The following is a 15,696-nucleotide window of genomic DNA, read 5'->3' as shown; positions in this document are numbered from 1 at the left end:
TGTGAGATCCGGGCCTCGCGCCTCGCGCGAGGGTTGTAGCCCCGGTTTTCAATTGGAATTTAGGAATGCTGGAATCGATGCTGGAATTTGATGTAGAGCCCACCGCCCCCAGACACGGGCATGTGACGATCCATCACGGGATCAGGCTGGACGACCCCTATCACTGGCTGCGGGCAGCCAATTGGCAAGAGGTCATGCGCAATCCCAAGGCGCTCGACCCGGAGATCAGGACCTATCTCGAAGCGGAAAACGCGCGCACGAAAGCAGCCCTTGCCCACACCGCGGATCTGCAGGCGGAACTCTACCGCGAGCTGCGCGGCCGCATCAAGGAGGACGATTCGGGAGTGCCCGTTCCCGACGGACCCTTCGCCTATTTCTTTCGCTACGAGGAAGGCGCCGAGCATCCGGCCTATTGCCGTGAGCCCCGTGACGGCGGCCCGGTCGAGGTGCTGGTCGACGGCCAGGCATTGGGCGCGCGGCACGTCTATTTTCGCTTCGGCACGGTTGTCCATAGCCCAGATCACCGGCGGGTCGCCTATGCGACCGACGACACGGGTGGCGAATATTTCACGATCCGCGTCCGAGACCTAGCGACCGGGGCCGACCTGGAGGACGTGATACCCAGCACGGCAGGGGACTTGGCCTGGGCAGCCGACGGCGAGACCCTGTTCTACGTGTGGATCGACGACCGCCATCGCCCCCGCCGGGTCTACGCCCACAGGCTCGGCACGGCCATCGCGGAAGACGTCCTGCTCTACGAGGAGAAGGACGTCGGGTTCTTCGTTGGCCTGGGGACCACGCAGAGCCGCCGCTACATCATCATCAAATGCAACGATCACCAGACATCGGAGATCCGTCTGATCGACGCGCACGCGCCCTCAGCACCGCCTGTCCTGATCGAGCCGCGACAGGTGGGGCACGAATATTCGGTGGACCACCACGAGGACCAGCTGGTGATCCTGACCAATGCGGACGGCGCCGAGGACTTCAAGATCATGGCGGCGCCCGTCGCCGCGCCGCAGCGCCGAAACTGGCGGGAAATCGTGCCGCACCAGCTGGGCCGCTTCATCCTGGCCAGCCGGTGCTTCGAGCGCCACCTGGTGCGGCTGGAACGGGAGAACGGACTGCCGCGCATCGTCATCCGCGATTGGGCAACCGCCGTGGAACACGACATCCGTTTCGATGAAGAGGCCTATGCGCTCAGGCTCGGCGACACCCTCGAATACGAGACGACCATTCTCCGCTTCACCTATTCATCGATGACGACGCCGAACCAGACCTTCGACTACGACATGGCCGCGCGGCAAAGAGACCTGCGCAAGACACAGGAGGTGCCAAGCGGACATGATCCGAGGCGCTATGTGACGCGCCGGCTGATGGCGCCCGCGCCGGACGGCGAACTGGTGCCCGTCTCCGTGGTCCATGCGAGGGACCTGCCGCTCGATGGCACGGCACCCTGCCTGCTGCACGGATACGGTGCCTACGGACTGACCATGCCAGCCATATTCGACACGAACAGGCTGTCGCTGGTGGACCGGGGCTTCGTCTACGCGATTGCCCATGTCCGCGGCGGCAAGGACAAGGGCTACGGCTGGTATCGCGCCGGCAAGCACCTCAACAAGATGAACACGTTCAGCGACTTCATCGCGGTGGCCGAGCACCTGGCCAGCGAAGGCTATACCAGCCGCGGAAACATCATTGCCATGGGCGGCAGCGCGGGAGGCATGCTGGCGGGGGCAGTGGCCAATATGGCGCCGAAGCTGTTCCGCGGCATCATTGCCCAGGTGCCCTTCGTGGACGTGCTGAACACCATGCTGGATGCGGATCTGCCGCTGACCCCGCCGGAATGGCCGGAATGGGGCAACCCCATCGCCAGCGAGGAAGACTTCCGCTACATCCTGTCCTATAGTCCCTATGAGAACGTGCGGGCCCAGGACTACCCGCACATCTTTGCATTGGCCGGCCTGACGGATCCGCGCGTGACCTATTGGGAGCCGGCGAAATGGGTGGCGCGGCTACGGGCGAACAGGACGAACAACAACCTGCTCCTGCTGCGCACCCATATGGAAGCAGGCCACGTCGGTGCCGCGGGACGTTTCGACCATCTCAAAGAAGTCGCGTTGATCTATGCCTTCGCTTGCAGCATAACAGCGCGAGCGAGCAGCCGACCCAGTGGAGAGAGATATGAGCCAAGCCCTGCGTAGCAATCAGGCGGGAGCCAAGCCGGCAGGCGGTGATCTCGACAAGGTCCCGTTCGATTGGCAGGACCCTCTTGGCCTCGAATTCCTCCTGAGCGAGGAAGAACGGATGATCCGCGACAGTGTCCGCAGCTATGCGGACGCCAAGCTGATGCCGCGGATCCAATCCGCCTTCCGGGACGAACGGTTCGACCGCGAGGTCGTGAACGAACTGGGCGAACTGGGCCTGCTCGGCATCATGATCCCCGAGGAATATGGCGGAGCGGGCCTTGGCTATGTGGCCTACGGCCTGGCCGCGCGGGAGATCGAGCGGGTCGACTCGGGCTATCGCTCGACCATGAGCGTGCAGAACTCGCTGGTGATGCACCCGATCCACGCCTATGGCACCGAGGAGCACCGCCGCAAATATCTGCCGAAGCTTGCGTCGGGGGAATTCATCGGCTGCTTCGGCCTGACCGAGCCCGATGCCGGTTCCGATCCTGGCGGCATGAAGACGCGTGCCCGCCGCGACGGCGATCGGTTCGTGCTCAACGGCACCAAGATGTGGATCTCCAACGCGCCGGTGGCCGACGTGGCCGTCGTCTGGGCGAAGCTGGAGGATGAGGGCATCCGCGGCTTCATCGTCGAGCGGGGCACCAAGGGCTTCTCGACCCCGACCATCGAAGGAAAGTTCTCGCTCAGAGCATCGATCACCGGCGAGATCGTGCTCGAGGATTGCGCGATCCCGGCCAGCAACCTGTTGCCCAATGCCAAGGGCCTGTCGGGGCCGTTCGGCTGTCTGAACAAGGCGCGCTACGGCATCGCCTGGGGAGCCATGGGCGCTGCCGAGTTCTGCTGGCATGCCGCCCGCCAGTACACGCTCGACCGCAAGCAGTTCGGCAGGCCGCTGGCGGCCAACCAGCTGATCCAGAAGAAGCTCGCCGACATGCAGACCGAGATCACCCTCGGCCTGCACGCCGCGCTGGCGCTCGGCCGGGCTCTCGAAGCCGGGCGCGCCGCGCCGCCGGCAATTTCCCTGCTGAAGCGCAACAACTGCGGCAAGGCCCTGGATATCGCACGCATGGCGCGCGACATGCACGGGGGCAACGGCATCTCCGACGAGTTCCATGTCATCCGTCACCTGGTCAATCTGGAGACGGTGAACACGTACGAGGGCACGCATGATGTCCATGCGCTGATCCTCGGCCGCGCCCAGACCGGGATCCAGGCCTTCCAGTAGGCGGCAAGGCACAGCCTCGCTGCAAAGGGCTGCTTTGCAGCAAGGCTTGGGACTTGTGCTCGTCCGCTAACCAATTCATAAGGATTCCGAGAGGCTGTCGACTGATTCGTTGAGCGGGACTTGCCGTGGGTTTGGAACCAACACATGACACGTTCAGGGCTCAGCTGGTGATGACCGAACAACGGCAGCTCTATGATTACTGGGCCGCGCGTGCCGGGGATCGCCTGCCTGGCCGCCGGGACATCAATCCGGCCGATTTCCCAAAGCTTCTCCCCGGCATCAGCCTGATCGACGTGATGGCGACGGACCAGCGGTTCCGGGTCCGGCTTGCCGGCACCCGGCTGCGCGAGATCTACGAGCGCGAGATCACCGGGCTTTATCTTGACGAACTGGACTGGGGCGACCGCCGGGACTATTGGGTGTCGGCCTATGAGCGGGTGGTCGGCACCGGGCGGCCGGCACAGGGCGTGGTGCGGGGACCGCGCGCCTCCAAGGAGCATCTGGTGCAGTTCTGGCTGCGCCTGCCGCTGTCCTCCGACGCGCGGCGGATCGACATGATCCTCTGTCACGATGCCTTCGTGCCCGCCATGGATCTGAGCACCTCGCAGGACCAGCTGGGTGGCGGAGTGGGGAAGGTTCTCGCCTTCACGCAAAGTCCCTAGCCCCACCCGGCCGCCTTACGGCGTCCACCCTTCCCCGGATCGGGGAGGGATGGCAAGCGCGGGGCGGGGGCTTTCCGGCTTGGCCCCTGGATTGCCGCGTCAAGCGCGGCAATGACGAAATGGTTGATGCTGAAGGCGTATCCCTCCCCGGACCGGGGAGGGATGGCAAGGGCGAAACGCGTCGGGGTGGGGCGGGCTCACACTGCGCACGCTCTATCTTCTCTCGTTAAAGTCGTCATGCGCCGGCTTGACCGGCGCATCCAGAGCCAAGCGCATCGGCGGGGCCTTTGTTTCCGGCCTCGACCCCACCCGGCCGCCTTGCGGCGTCCACCCTCCCGGACCGGGGAGGGATGGCAAGCGTGGGGCGGGGGCTTTCCGCCTTGGCCCCTGGATTGCCGCGTCAAGCGCGGCAATGACGGAGGTGGTTGATGCTGAAGGCGTATCCCTCCCCACGGCGCGGGAAGGGTCGGCGCGCGAAGCGCGTCGGGGTGGGGCGGGCTCATACTGGGCACGCTCTATCTTCTCTCGTTAAAGCCGTCATGCGCCGGCTTGACCGGCGCATCCAGAGCTAAGCGCAGCGGCGGGGCCTTTGTTTCCGGCCTCGACCCCACCCGGCCGCCTTGCGGCGTCCACCCTCCCCGGACCGGGGAGGGATGGCAAGCGCGGGGCGGGGGCTTTCCGGCTTGGCCCCTGGATTGCCGCGTCAAGCGCGGCAATGACGAAATGGTTGATGCTGAAGGCGTATCCCTCCCCGGATCGGGGAGGGATGGCGCGGGGAGGGCTCTCGCTTGCCGTTGCTAGAGATATTCAACGCGCATGATGAGACGAGCGACCCAGCGTGGGACCACGTCATAATGGATGTCGCCGTCGGCCGCAAAGGGCACCAGGATGAACTGGCCGACCCCGCTCGGGATCAGACGGCGCAGGAGAACCGTCGCATCGTCGACCGCCACCAGGGCGTCGCAGGAGCGGATGGCCGCGAGATCCGGCCCCTCGAGCCGATTGCCGATGAGGATCGCCCCGCGTGGATAAGGCCCGATCTGCTCCTGTACCCGCACCGCCACCGGCCGGACAGCGGGCACGTCGAGCTTGAACGGCTCGTGCCAGCAAGACTCGAGGCGAAGCTGCCCGTTCCGCCCGAGCTCCCCCAGCAGCTCGACGGTGCCGCGCGTCTCGGCGCTGCCGATGAGCTCCGCCGGCGCCACCCCGAAAACCTTCGCGAAACGCTCGAGCCAGTCGGTCGAGACGGAAACGGTGCCGGTCTCGAGCCGATGTATGGTCTGTGGCGTGGTTGCAAGACGTTCAGCCAGGACTTTGAGCGTCCAACCGTGCAGACGGCGCAACTCTCGTATCCGGGTCTTCATCTTTTAAAGCACCCCGCTGCGTATTTGGTCGGCGCCCATTCGACCTCAACTTATCCCCGGACGTATTCGATTGGGTAATAATTGAGTCGTTAAGGTTACGCATCACGTCAAGGAGATATCTCCAGTAATCGGCCTAAGGAATATTGGAGATGACGGGGCGAGGGTCGAGAAATGGTCTGTATGCAAAGCTTTTGCGTAGGGGAAAGATGCAGAATTGGTCAAGTAATACGCACGCTCGATGAGCGGGGACGCAGCGCGTATGTTCGCCGGCCACGGACGGACTGCTCGGAGATGATTTCACTCTATGGCTCCATCATGCTGGTGGTCTGCGGAGCATACGGCGTGCGCCAGTCAGAGCTGGCCGCGGCCACGCGATCCCGCGCGGACATCGCGAGAGCGCGGCAGATCGCCATGTACCTCGCTCATGTCTCCTGCGGCTTGACGCTGACCGAGGTCGGCCGCCTGTTCGGGCGCGACCGCACCACGGCAGCCCATGCCTGCCGTCAAATCGAAGATGAGCGTGACGATCCCACTGTCGATCTCGCGCTGAGCGCCTTGGACAGCACTCTGAGATACTGGCGGTCGTCCGACTGGCAGTCACCAGCGGCGTGAGGCGTGAAATGGGGGCAAGCGAGATCAAGATCACCCGGGATGCGGAACGTTGCTTTCCCAAACTGGCCATCGGTCACCGGCTGGTCTGGCGGCACGAGGGCCAGAGCGGGCAATGGCACCTCACGGGCGGAGACGGTGCGGAGCGCAGCGGGACGGTCGACGACGACATCGTCAAGGCGTGGCTCACCCGCGATTGGGTTGCCCGGCGCGAAAGGGATGTGATGGAACTGACGACCGCCGGCCGCGCCTGGCTGAAGCGGCGGCGGACCGGCGGACCGAACCCCTACCGGGCACAGCATCAGTGCCTTTACGAGCAGAAGGTGCGCCATGGCGCCCGCTGGGAGCGGGTCACCGTCAATGCGGGGGAAAATCCGCTCAGCTGGCTCGCCCGCCGCAAGGATGCGAACGGCAATCCCCTGATCACGGCGGAACAGCTTGCAGCCGGGGAAAGGCTGCACCGTGACTATACCCTTGCCGCGATGATCCCGCGGGTCACCACCCAATGGGACCCCAGCCGCATCGCGCATGCGGGGCAGGGCGGTGCGAAAGGCAGCGCTGACCTGCAGGACTCGGTCATTGCGGCGCGCGCACGGCTCAATGCGGCGCTCGAAGCAACCGGACCCGAGCTCGGCAAGGTTCTGCTCCAGATATGCTGTCTGGCAAACGGCTTGGAAGCGGCCGAACGCATGTTCGGCTGGCCGCCGCGATCGGCGAAGGTGGTGCTGCAGATCGCCCTGACCCAGCTTGCCCGGCACTACGGCCTCATCGGCGCGGTAAGCGGGCCGCCGCGGGCGCGCGCGGTCCGCAGCTGGCGCCTGGAGGGCCTGCGGCCCGGGCTATGACCGCGAGCTCAGGATAGCGCCGCCTGGGCGTCGGCCCGGATCCGGCCGACCATGGCGGAAAACCCGTTGGCGCGCTGCGGCGTGAGATGCTCGTCGAGGCCAAGGCGCGAGAACACGACCTGCGGATCGACCGCGAGGATGGAGCGGGCCGTGCGGCCGGAATAGAGCATGAACAGCACCGCAATCAGGCCCTTCACGATATGGGCATCGCTGTCGCCCTGAAACGTCAGCACCGGATTGCCGGGCTCGGCCGGCGCGATGCTGGTATGGAGCCAGACCTGGCTGGCACACCCGCGCACCTTGTTTTCCGGGACGCGCAGATGCTCGTTGAGCGGCGGCAGGTCGCGCCCCAGCTCGATGAGGTAGCGATAGCGCTCCTCCCAGTCGTCGAGCAGCTCGAAATCCTCGATCAGGCGCGCGATGGCAGCATCCTGGGGCGCGGCGGCCGTGGCCGTATGGGCAAGGGCTTCACTCATACCGCGGACATAGTCCCTTTGCCGGCGAAGGACAAGCACCAGGGAGCCCAGGACTGTCGGAGGATCGCTCAGCCCGCCGGGGTTGCCGGCCCGTGCCAGGGCACCAGCAGGTCGCCTTCCGTGAGCGTGTCCGACGGATCCTCGAGCCGATCGCGCGGCTTGGCGGGCGGCTTCGGGGCCACGAGATCACCCGGCTGGCCGACGCTGCTCTGCTCGCGCCGCTGCAAGGGCGGCTGTGTCTGCCAGGAACCGTTGAGCCAGTCATAGCCGAGGCCGGCGATATAGAGGAACTTGCGTTGGAACGTGGTCCACAGCTCGTGGCCGATGGCGCAGACCACGGGCTGGCGGCTGCAGATCCCCGAGACATCATAGGCTGCCGAGACGGCCGCGTCCACGAACTGCCCGGTCGAGACGCCACTCTCGGGGCTAGCACGTTGTGTGGCGGCGCGATCGTCACCGATCGGCAAGATCATGATGATCACAACCAGAATCACCACGATGCGGAACAAGGACATCACCCACTCACCTCGACTTCTGTAAAGCTTGCCTGGCCGGACCGTGCCCGGTATGGAGGCCTCGCAAGCTGCTCGACAGCCGAATTCACCCACGTAAAGCCATGACGCAGCTGGATCTTGCCATGCATTCGATACAAACGTAGCAATGCGTCGTTGCCTTATCGTGAAATGAGCGAAGACAATTTCGATAAAGTTGTCGAAGCTGCTACCCCTTACGCGCGAGGCCCCGGCTTTCGCCTGTTAAGGTTCAAACTTCTTTAAGGCGCCCCGTGCAGACTTTTGGGGCGGGAAGGCGGCAGCATCCCAGTGAGTAGCATATCGGTGAGATGAGTACGACCTTCAGAGACCGGCAGCAAGGCGCGGCAACAGCCTGCGGCGGGCGCGGCCGTGCGGCCCGGCCGATGCACCCGGTGACCTGTCGGCCGGACCGGGACGAGCATGGACGCGGGCCGTGAAGGACGTGCTCGACGAGACGCCCCCGGTCATCTCGACCCGCGGGGCAATCACCTTGGGCCTGGCCGCGGCGGCGGCCCTGGCGATCTGCTACAACGCGCTGATCGGGCAGACGGCGCGCCACCCGGCGCCGCTGGGCGATGGCTGGTCCGACGCACCGGCCGCGCGGCCGAGCGAGAAACGGGCAAAGCCAGCAGCCGTCGGCAAGACGCCGACGAAGCAGAACAGCTCAGTCCCTGTGAGCGAAGACCTGCGACGGCTGCAGTCGCAGCTCGCTCACCTCGGCTACTACAAGGGCGCGATCGACGGCAGGCAAGGCGATGGCCTACGGGCGGCGATCACCGCTTATCAGACGGATCGCGGGCTGGAGCCGAGCGGATCGGCAACCCCCGCGCTGCGGGAACAGGTTGCGACAGACCTCGCCTTTCTGAACGCAAGCCGGTTCGGCGCGACACAACCTTCGCGAAATGTCGAGGGCGAGGCTCCATCCGAGGCGATGGCTCCGGCCGCGAACAAGGCCAGCGTCGAGCCGGCAGCAACGGCGAGCGTGAACGCCGGCCGGACCGATCCCACCCGGGAACAGGTGGCTCGGGTGCAAAAAGGGCTGGCGGAGCTCGGCTATCAGCCCGGACCGGCGGACGGTCTCATCGGCGCGCAGACCCGCGAGGCGATCATGCAGTTCCAGCGCGACCGCGAGCTGCCGGTGACCGGCCGCGTGGACGAGGCCTTGCTGAAAGAGCTGAGCAAGGTGACCGGGCTTTCCAGCCTCAACGAGGCCTAAGCGCAACATCAGCAGCCGCTTGCGTCCTTGCCGCGTCTGACAGGGGAAGGTTTGTGCCATGTGGCCCTGGAGGCCGGCTCGGCGCCGAGGCGCGGCCGGCAGGACGGTCAAGGACGTCAGCCATTGGGGCCGAGCGAAGGACGAAGGTGCGACCTGCTTTCCCTCCCTCCCCCGCGCCGCGGGGGAGGGATTGGCTTTCGCCGTCTCAAAATAACCCCTCTTTTGCCTTTCCTCCCGCCTCCGCGGAGGGATTGGCCGGAGGGACTGGCTCGTTAACACAGCATACAGAGTTGCAGGCACATCCTGCCGGAAAAGAACGGCTTCCCGTCAGGGAAACAAAACGCCGCCCATCCCGTTATAGGCATGCCGGCGATGGTGGCGAGGAGAATTTCTGCCTGGCCACCGCACGCGAAGGGGACTTATTAGCCGATCGTTAACCATACATCCTGCAGTTTTTGACCGGTAGGCGAAGGCCTGCTTGCGTCGACACCGGAAGGATTGAGCCCATGTCGAACGTGCTCGCATTGCCGCAGTGGCGATCGCCCAAGCTTTCGCGGCTGCCTACCGATCCACCGTGCAAAATCATCATCTTCCCAGGGGTGCGGATCGAATGGATGCGCGAGGTGGAAGACCGTGATAGCGCGCCGTCCTCGGATAAGGAACGGAAACAGGGCTGAATGGCCGCATAACCTCCTGGAGCGCTTCCGCTCTTCTTCGAATCGCGGAACCACTCTAAGGTTTTGCCTGGTCGCATTTTCTTCACGCGAACCGGCATCTATTTCGCTCGAAAATGCTCTAGACCCGCGCCAAACGCACCCTGACTTCAAGAATGGGCATGGGTCGGATGACAGGACGATGCTGCCAGCACTTGAGCCACCCGCTCGCGATAGGCCGGATCAGGCAAAAAGGCCCGCAGCAGCACCACCCCCCTCTCCGTGGGAGTTTTGAGGAGCACCGTGTCATCGCTCTTTGCCGCCTCGGCAGCGGCCGCCGCTTCCTCCTCAGCCTCGCTGCCAATGACCTTCTCGATGTCGAGTGTCGGCTTTTCCAGCTCAAGCCGGAACCTCAGATTACTGACGCCGGCCTGCTCATCGTTCAGGGTATAGATATTGTCGCCCTGCACGGTGTAGAGGCTGATCGACCAGTAGAACTCCGGAATATGCGCGTCGATGCTCAACGCCCCGTGCCTGAGGTCGTAAGGACAGACGGCGTAGACGAGATCGGGATTGGCCTCGCGCAGCACGTTGCCCACGATCTCTTCATCCAAGACGGTCATGGCGTTGACGGGGGTGACGGCGAAGGCGCGCTCCATGGCGCTGGTCATGCTGACCGCCGGACTGAACAATACGGCCCCGAGATGGGTGGCGAGGGCCAGAAGCAGCACCGCCGCGCCCCAGAAGAAGATGCGTCCCATCAGCACGACCTCCGCTCGATCGTCGGCACCGGGACGCTGGCCGGATCATTCCGATAGGCGGCGGGTGCATCGGTAATGGTGAGGATCAGCCTGAACGGACCCCCGCGGCCCAAGGGGAGCCAATTGCCGGGATAGGGGGTTTCCGAAGCGGTGATACGGAAGGAGCCATCCGGCTCGCGCACGATGTTTTCCGAATTGAAGCTATGCCGGTCGGCAGCATTGGCGATGAGCCTGCGGTCCTCCTCATAGGCCGCGATGCTCCACCACCGGCCGCCCAGCGGCGCGCCGGTGAGCACATAGGTGCAGGACTGATCGAGCGGGGCGCCCTCGCTATCCTGTTCGGCTCTGAGCTCCAAAGCCTCGAAAGGCATGAGGCCGAGCTTGCCGAAGGCGGCGAAGTGGGCGCGGGTATAGGGGTCCGCATCGGCGCTGGCCATGTGCGGCCACATCGCCCAAGGGCCCGCCCTCTCGACGATGGGTGAGAAACCCCGGGTGACCGCCACATCCACCGTGAAATAGCCCACGGCGAGGCCGAGAACGACGAACGCGACGAAGTTCAGCAGGATCCGGACGGTGTAGCGGGTGCGGCTCATGACAAAAGCATGCTAGCGGTTCTGGAATCGGCCTTGGAAGACGTTGCCGCGCGCGGGCGGCAGCACCACCGGCGGCGGCGGTGGCGGGGCCGCCCTCTGCTGCTGCCGGCCACCAAACAGCCCGCCGAAAATCCGCTGGAACACGTTCGTGGGCTGTGGCCGCGGAGCGGCCTCCTGCACGGGCGGCAGCATCTGCCGCTGCTGCCTAGCACCGGACGTGCGCGGCTGTACGGCGGCCACCGCCGACCCGCCACGCTTCGACGTGCGCGACCCCGAGGCGACCACGGGCGGCAACTTCTGCCCCTGGCTCTCGCGGCGCGCGACATAGGCCGCATAGCTGTTGTCGAGCGGAATGCCCGGGAGCGGCGCGGCGACCTGCGTTTCCAGGGCCTTGTCCATGAACATCTTCCAGGCGGTCGCCGGGATCGAGCCGCCGGTGACCTTGTCCATCGGCGAGTAATCGTCATTGCCGAACCACACGCCGGTGACATATTGCGCGGTGAACCCCATGAACCACGCGTCGCGATAGTCCTGGGTGGTGCCCGTCTTGCCGGCCTGAGGCGTGAAGCCCAGCTGCGCGCGACGGCCTGTTCCCTGAGTGATCACCTGGTTGAGCATGTAGTTCAGGTCGGCCACGTTGACCGGATCGAACACCTGCGGGGCAGGGGGTGCATCCTTCGCGCGGCTGTAGAGCAGATCGCCATTGGGCCGCCGGATCTCGAGCACGGTATACGGCGTCACCGCCTTTCCGCCATTGGCGAAGGTGGCATAGGCGGTGGTGAGCTCCATCACCGTGACCTCGTTGGTGCCGAGCGGCAGGGACGCCACCGACAGGATCGGCGACGTGATGCCGGCTTTCTGTGCCACCTCGATGATCGGCTTGCGGCCGATCTTCAGCGAGATCTGCACGGGGATGGTGTTGAGGGAGTGACGCAGCGCATAGGCCAGGGTGGTGCGGCCCGTATATTTGCGCGTGTAGTTCTTCGGCGTCCACCCGCCGATCGAGACCGGCGTGTCATAGACGATCGTGTCCGGATGGAACCCTGCCCTCAACGCCGCCAGGTAGACGAGAGGCTTGAACGAGGAGCCCGGCTGCCGACGAGCGTCCGTGGCACGGTTGAACTGGCTCTGCTCATAATCGCGCCCGCCGACAATCGCCTTCACCGCCCCGTCCGGGCGCATGGCGACCAGCGCGCCTTCGTTGGCACGGAGCTTCTGGCCCTCCGTCGCGAGCACGTCGTTGATCGTCTTCTGGGCGTGCTTCTGCAGCGCGATGTCGATGGTCGTCCGGACCTCGATCACGTATTCGCCGGTGAGATTATGCTCCTGGAGGATCCGCAACGTCTGCGAATAGGCATAATCGAGGAAGTAGTCCGGCGCGAAGAAGCTCGGCGGCTTCGTGCTCTCGGCGGGGGCGCGCCGCGCGGCGAAAAGCTCGCCTTGGCTGATATAGCCCGCGTCCAGCATGCGATGCAGCACCACATTGGCCCGCGCCCTGGCCGCTTCGGGATGCACATGCGGCGCATAGGTGCTGGGTGCCTTGAACAGCCCGGCGAGCATCGCCGCCTCCGGCAGGTTCACGTCCCGGATCGACTTGCCGAAATAGAACTGGGCCGCTGCCTCCACCCCATAGGTGCCGCCGCCGAGATAGGAGCGGTCGAGATAGAGCTTCAGGATCTCGGGCTTGGTCAGGCGGGTCTCGATCCACAGGGCCAGAAAGGCCTCGTTGATCTTGCGGCGAAAGGTGCGCTCGGGGCTGAGGAAGAGGTTCTTGGCCAGCTGCTGCGTCAGCGTGGAGCCGCCTTGAACCACGTCATTGGCGCGCAGGTTGCTGATGAGCGCGCGCATGGTGCCGAGCACGTCGACGCCCACATGGGTAAAGAAGCGCGCGTCCTCGGTGGCCAGCACCGCCTTGATCACGTGTGGCGGGATCTCTTCCAGCGCGATATTGTCGTCCTGCCGGACGCCGCGGCGGCCGATGAACTGGCCGGAGGCGTCGGTGAAGGTGACCGCATATTCACGGCCGCGGTTCCAGATGTCGCCTGTGCCGGTGAATGGGGGCAGCGCGTAGTAGAGAATGCCGAGGGCGGCGATCAGACCCAGGGTCAGCGCGTCCGATCCGACCTCGAAGAAGGCGCGCGGCAGGCCGGAGACCTTGAGGGGCGACAAGCGCGCCGCATAATTGTCCCACATCCGCCCGACCCGCTCTCCAAACTCGTAGAGAGCCGAGCCCACCCAGGACTCGAGCGTGAAGAAGAACCGGTAGATCACATTGTCTGAACGAGGCTTCGACACGTGCAAGGGCTCTCGATCGGCTTTGTGGGCCTTGAATGCATCAGCAAGCAACCGGCCGTCCGCTTCGCGGGCAACCCAAGCGCGGTCGCTTGCCTGAGATAAGCGCCAATTGCGGCAATATACGACAACCCGGCTAAAGAATACATAACCAAGACGCTGGTCCGAAAAACGCGAGGGACGTCAATCGGATCCGCACAGCTCTTGCAGTTTTGCTCACGATCACGCCATGGCAACATAAACTCACGCTGTTCGTAAATTTCTATTGACAGCGCGCCGCTGTTTGTGTAAAATTTGCCATAATCCGATCACTGCGGGCGAGGGAAAGGCCGACGCGGCATTCGCGTTGGTGATCGTTCCTGCATTTGCCCGGCACCGGTCATTCCGTGAGCGCCGCCGTCGCGATTGCGACAGCCTCCAGACACAGCCCCATATCCGTCGAGGACGACCAGCGATGGCCAGTTCGGTCAAGGTAGACTGGGCGGCGCTCAGGGCTGCCTACGAGGCCAACAAGGAACCGGTCGAGGCGCTCGCCCACCGGTTCGGCATATCCGTCTCCTCGCTCTACCACCGCGCCGTGCGCGAGGCTTGGCCGGGGCGGATGCCGGCACGGCGCCGCGGGAGCGGGCCGCCGCCGGCGCCGATCACGCCGGGCGCGCCAGTCAAGCGGAACCGCCGCAAGGCAATGACCGTGCCGCAGATCCGGGCCCGCATGCTGGAGGTGCTGACCAACCAGCTCGAGCAGCTTGCGGCCATAAACGACCGACATCCGAACGACAGCGCGTTGAGCGAGCGGTCGGCGCGCGCCATGGCCACCATCGTGAACGCCATCGACAAGCTGATCGACCTTGAACTCAAGGGGGGAGGCAAGCCGGAGGAGCCGAACCCTGAACGAGACGAGAAGGTACTACATATCCTGCGCGCGGAGCTTGCGGAACGGTTGGGCCTCCTTGGCCCCCTCTGAGCGACTGGCCCGGCTCGGCCGGCTTGGGCTGGGCGAACTCACGGAGATGCAGAGGGACTGGGCGCTGCGCGCCCGCAAGGATCAACTTCCGCCGGATCTTACGGATTTCGACGAGACCTGGACCGTGTGGCTGCTGATGGGCGGCCGCGGCGCCGGCAAGACCCGAACGGGCGCGGAATGGATCAAGGCGCAAGCGCGGGGGGATCTATGCTTCTGCTGCGCGCCGGTGCGCCGGATCGCCCTGGTGGGCCAGACCCTGAACGACGTGCGCGCGGTGATGGTCGAGGGAGACTCCGGGCTGCTTGCCGTCCACGATCGCCGGAGCCGCCCGGACTACGAGCCTTCCAAGCGCACGATCACCTGGGCCAACGGCGCCATCGCGCAGCTCTTCTCGGCCGAGGAGCCGGACGCCCTGCGCGGCCCGCAATTCGAGGTGGCCTGGTGCGACGAGATCGCCAAGTGGCGCAATGCCGAAGAGACCTGGGACATGCTGCAGTTCGGCCTGCGCCTGGGCGCGAGACCCCGGATCGTGGCCACCACCACACCGAAGCCGGTGCCGCTGCTCAAGCGGCTGCTGGCGGATGCGGGCACGCGGGTCTCCCGCGCCAGGACCCGGGACAACGCGGCCAACCTGGCGCCCACCTTCATCGCGGCGGTCGAAGGAAAATACGGCGGCACCAGGCTCGGCCGCCAGGAGCTCGACGGCGAGCTGATCGAGGATGATCCCGACGCGCTGTTCAAACGCGCCGACATCGAGGCGGGACGGCTGGCCGCAGCCCCGGACCTGGTCCGGGTCGTTGTCGCCGTCGACCCGCCGGCCACCGGCTCGGCCAGGGCCAATGCCTGCGGCATCGTCTGCGCCGGGATCGGCGGCGACGGGCGCGGCTACGTTCTGCACGACGGCTCGCTGGACGGCGCAGCACCCGGCCGCTGGGCAAAGCGCGCCATCGAGCTGTTGCACTCGTTCGAGGCGGACCGGTTGGTGGCGGAAGTCAATCAAGGGGGCGACATGGTCGAAGCGGTATTGCGCGAGGTGGACCCGGCGATCCCGTTTCGCGCGGTGCGGGCGAGCCGGGGCAAGCAGGTTCGCGCGGAACCGGTCGCAGCGCTCTACGAGCAGGGGCGGATATCGCATGTGGGGACCTTTCCCGAGCTCGAGGACGAGCTGGTGAGCTTCGCGCAGTTGGTGGCGAGCGCCGGGCGCAGCCCCGACCGGGCGGACGCCCTGGTCTGGGCCTTCACCGACCTGATGCTCGGCCGCCAGCGGGCGCCGCGCATCCGCGCGGTTTGATCAATTCAGCAGGGGACAGC

At 65.5% G+C, this 15,696-nt stretch carries 15 protein-coding genes; 9 read left to right on the top strand and 6 right to left on the bottom strand.

What is annotated here, in order from left to right; translation table 11 throughout:
• The first annotated feature begins 77 nt into the window (after nt 1-77).
• The 3 genes from E4P09_RS12665 (at nt 78) to E4P09_RS12655 (ending at nt 4,079) form a co-directional block, all read left to right on the top strand.
• Nucleotides 78-2,204: a S9 family peptidase gene (locus E4P09_RS12665; RefSeq protein WP_137389951.1), complete on the top strand. Its 2,127-nt coding sequence runs from the start codon at nt 78-80 to the stop codon at nt 2,202-2,204.
• Nucleotides 2,185-3,417: an acyl-CoA dehydrogenase gene (locus E4P09_RS12660; protein WP_137389950.1), complete on the top strand. Its 1,233-nt coding sequence runs from the start codon at nt 2,185-2,187 to the stop codon at nt 3,415-3,417. Before E4P09_RS12665 ends, E4P09_RS12660 begins: the two co-directional genes overlap by 20 nt.
• A gap of 170 nt (nt 3,418-3,587) precedes the next feature.
• Nucleotides 3,588-4,079: a PAS domain-containing protein gene (locus E4P09_RS12655; RefSeq protein ID WP_137389949.1), complete on the top strand. Its 492-nt coding sequence runs from the start codon at nt 3,588-3,590 to the stop codon at nt 4,077-4,079.
• 797 nt (nt 4,080-4,876) lie between these two features.
• Here the strand turns inward: E4P09_RS12655 and E4P09_RS12650 are convergent.
• Complete coding sequence (locus E4P09_RS12650) at nt 4,877-5,443, bottom strand: helix-turn-helix domain-containing protein (protein WP_137389948.1); 567 nt, start codon at nt 5,441-5,443, stop codon at nt 4,877-4,879.
• Nucleotides 5,444-5,734: 291 nt separating this feature from the next.
• Between E4P09_RS12650 and E4P09_RS12645 the strand changes: the two genes are divergently transcribed.
• Nucleotides 5,735-6,055: a helix-turn-helix domain-containing protein gene (locus tag E4P09_RS12645; RefSeq protein ID WP_137389947.1), complete on the top strand. Its 321-nt coding sequence runs from the start codon at nt 5,735-5,737 to the stop codon at nt 6,053-6,055.
• A gap of 8 nt (nt 6,056-6,063) precedes the next feature.
• Complete coding sequence (locus E4P09_RS12640; protein WP_239025153.1) at nt 6,064-6,897, top strand: DUF6456 domain-containing protein; 834 nt, start codon at nt 6,064-6,066, stop codon at nt 6,895-6,897.
• An 8-nt stretch (nt 6,898-6,905) separates the two neighbouring features.
• On the opposite strand, the gene E4P09_RS12635 is transcribed toward E4P09_RS12640, so the two are convergent.
• On the bottom strand, nt 6,906-7,373 hold the full coding sequence (locus E4P09_RS12635; protein WP_137389946.1) for a SufE family protein: 468 nt from the start codon (nt 7,371-7,373) through the stop codon (nt 6,906-6,908).
• 68 nt (nt 7,374-7,441) lie between these two features.
• On the bottom strand, nt 7,442-7,888 hold the full coding sequence (locus E4P09_RS12630; protein ID WP_137389945.1) for a DUF5330 domain-containing protein: 447 nt from the start codon (nt 7,886-7,888) through the stop codon (nt 7,442-7,444).
• A 451-nt stretch (nt 7,889-8,339) separates the two neighbouring features.
• On the opposite strand from E4P09_RS12630, the gene E4P09_RS12625 reads away from it, so the two are divergent.
• Together E4P09_RS12625 and E4P09_RS25920 are read left to right on the top strand one after the other, a co-directional pair.
• Entirely contained in the window at nt 8,340-9,122 is a 783-nt protein-coding gene (locus E4P09_RS12625) for a peptidoglycan-binding domain-containing protein (RefSeq protein WP_137389944.1), read from the top strand.
• Between the two features lie 506 nt (nt 9,123-9,628).
• Entirely contained in the window at nt 9,629-9,799 is a 171-nt protein-coding gene (locus E4P09_RS25920; protein ID WP_170984397.1) for a PDDEXK family nuclease, read from the top strand.
• Nucleotides 9,800-9,945: 146 nt separating this feature from the next.
• Here the strand turns inward: E4P09_RS25920 and E4P09_RS12620 are convergent, their stop codons facing one another.
• The 3 genes from E4P09_RS12620 to E4P09_RS12610 are packed head-to-tail and all read right to left on the bottom strand — an operon-like array spanning nt 9,946 to nt 13,424.
• Complete coding sequence (locus E4P09_RS12620; protein WP_137389943.1) at nt 9,946-10,536, bottom strand: DUF1254 domain-containing protein; 591 nt, start codon at nt 10,534-10,536, stop codon at nt 9,946-9,948.
• Nucleotides 10,536-11,129, bottom strand: coding sequence for a DUF1214 domain-containing protein (locus tag E4P09_RS12615; protein ID WP_137389942.1), 594 nt, complete (start codon nt 11,127-11,129; stop codon nt 10,536-10,538). Before E4P09_RS12615 ends, E4P09_RS12620 begins: the two co-directional genes overlap by 1 nt.
• Before the next feature lie 12 nt (nt 11,130-11,141).
• Entirely contained in the window at nt 11,142-13,424 is a 2,283-nt protein-coding gene (locus E4P09_RS12610; protein WP_137389941.1) for a transglycosylase domain-containing protein, read from the bottom strand.
• 451 nt (nt 13,425-13,875) lie between these two features.
• Here E4P09_RS12610 and E4P09_RS12605 point away from each other — a divergent pair, with 451 nt between their 5' ends.
• Nucleotides 13,876-14,385 (top strand): hypothetical protein, encoded by a 510-nt coding sequence (locus tag E4P09_RS12605; RefSeq protein WP_137389940.1) that lies wholly within the window; start codon nt 13,876-13,878, stop codon nt 14,383-14,385.
• Nucleotides 14,372-15,676: a DNA-packaging protein gene (locus E4P09_RS12600; RefSeq protein WP_137389939.1), complete on the top strand. Its 1,305-nt coding sequence runs from the start codon at nt 14,372-14,374 to the stop codon at nt 15,674-15,676. The genes E4P09_RS12605 and E4P09_RS12600 overlap by 14 nt, the downstream gene beginning before the upstream one ends.
• Nucleotides 15,677-15,696: the final 20 nt, after the last annotated feature.

The organism is Rhodoligotrophos defluvii, assembly GCF_005281615.1.
Lineage (GTDB): Bacteria > Pseudomonadota > Alphaproteobacteria > Rhizobiales > Im1 > Rhodoligotrophos > Rhodoligotrophos defluvii.
This window is presented reverse-complemented; position numbering and strand designations above follow the sequence as displayed.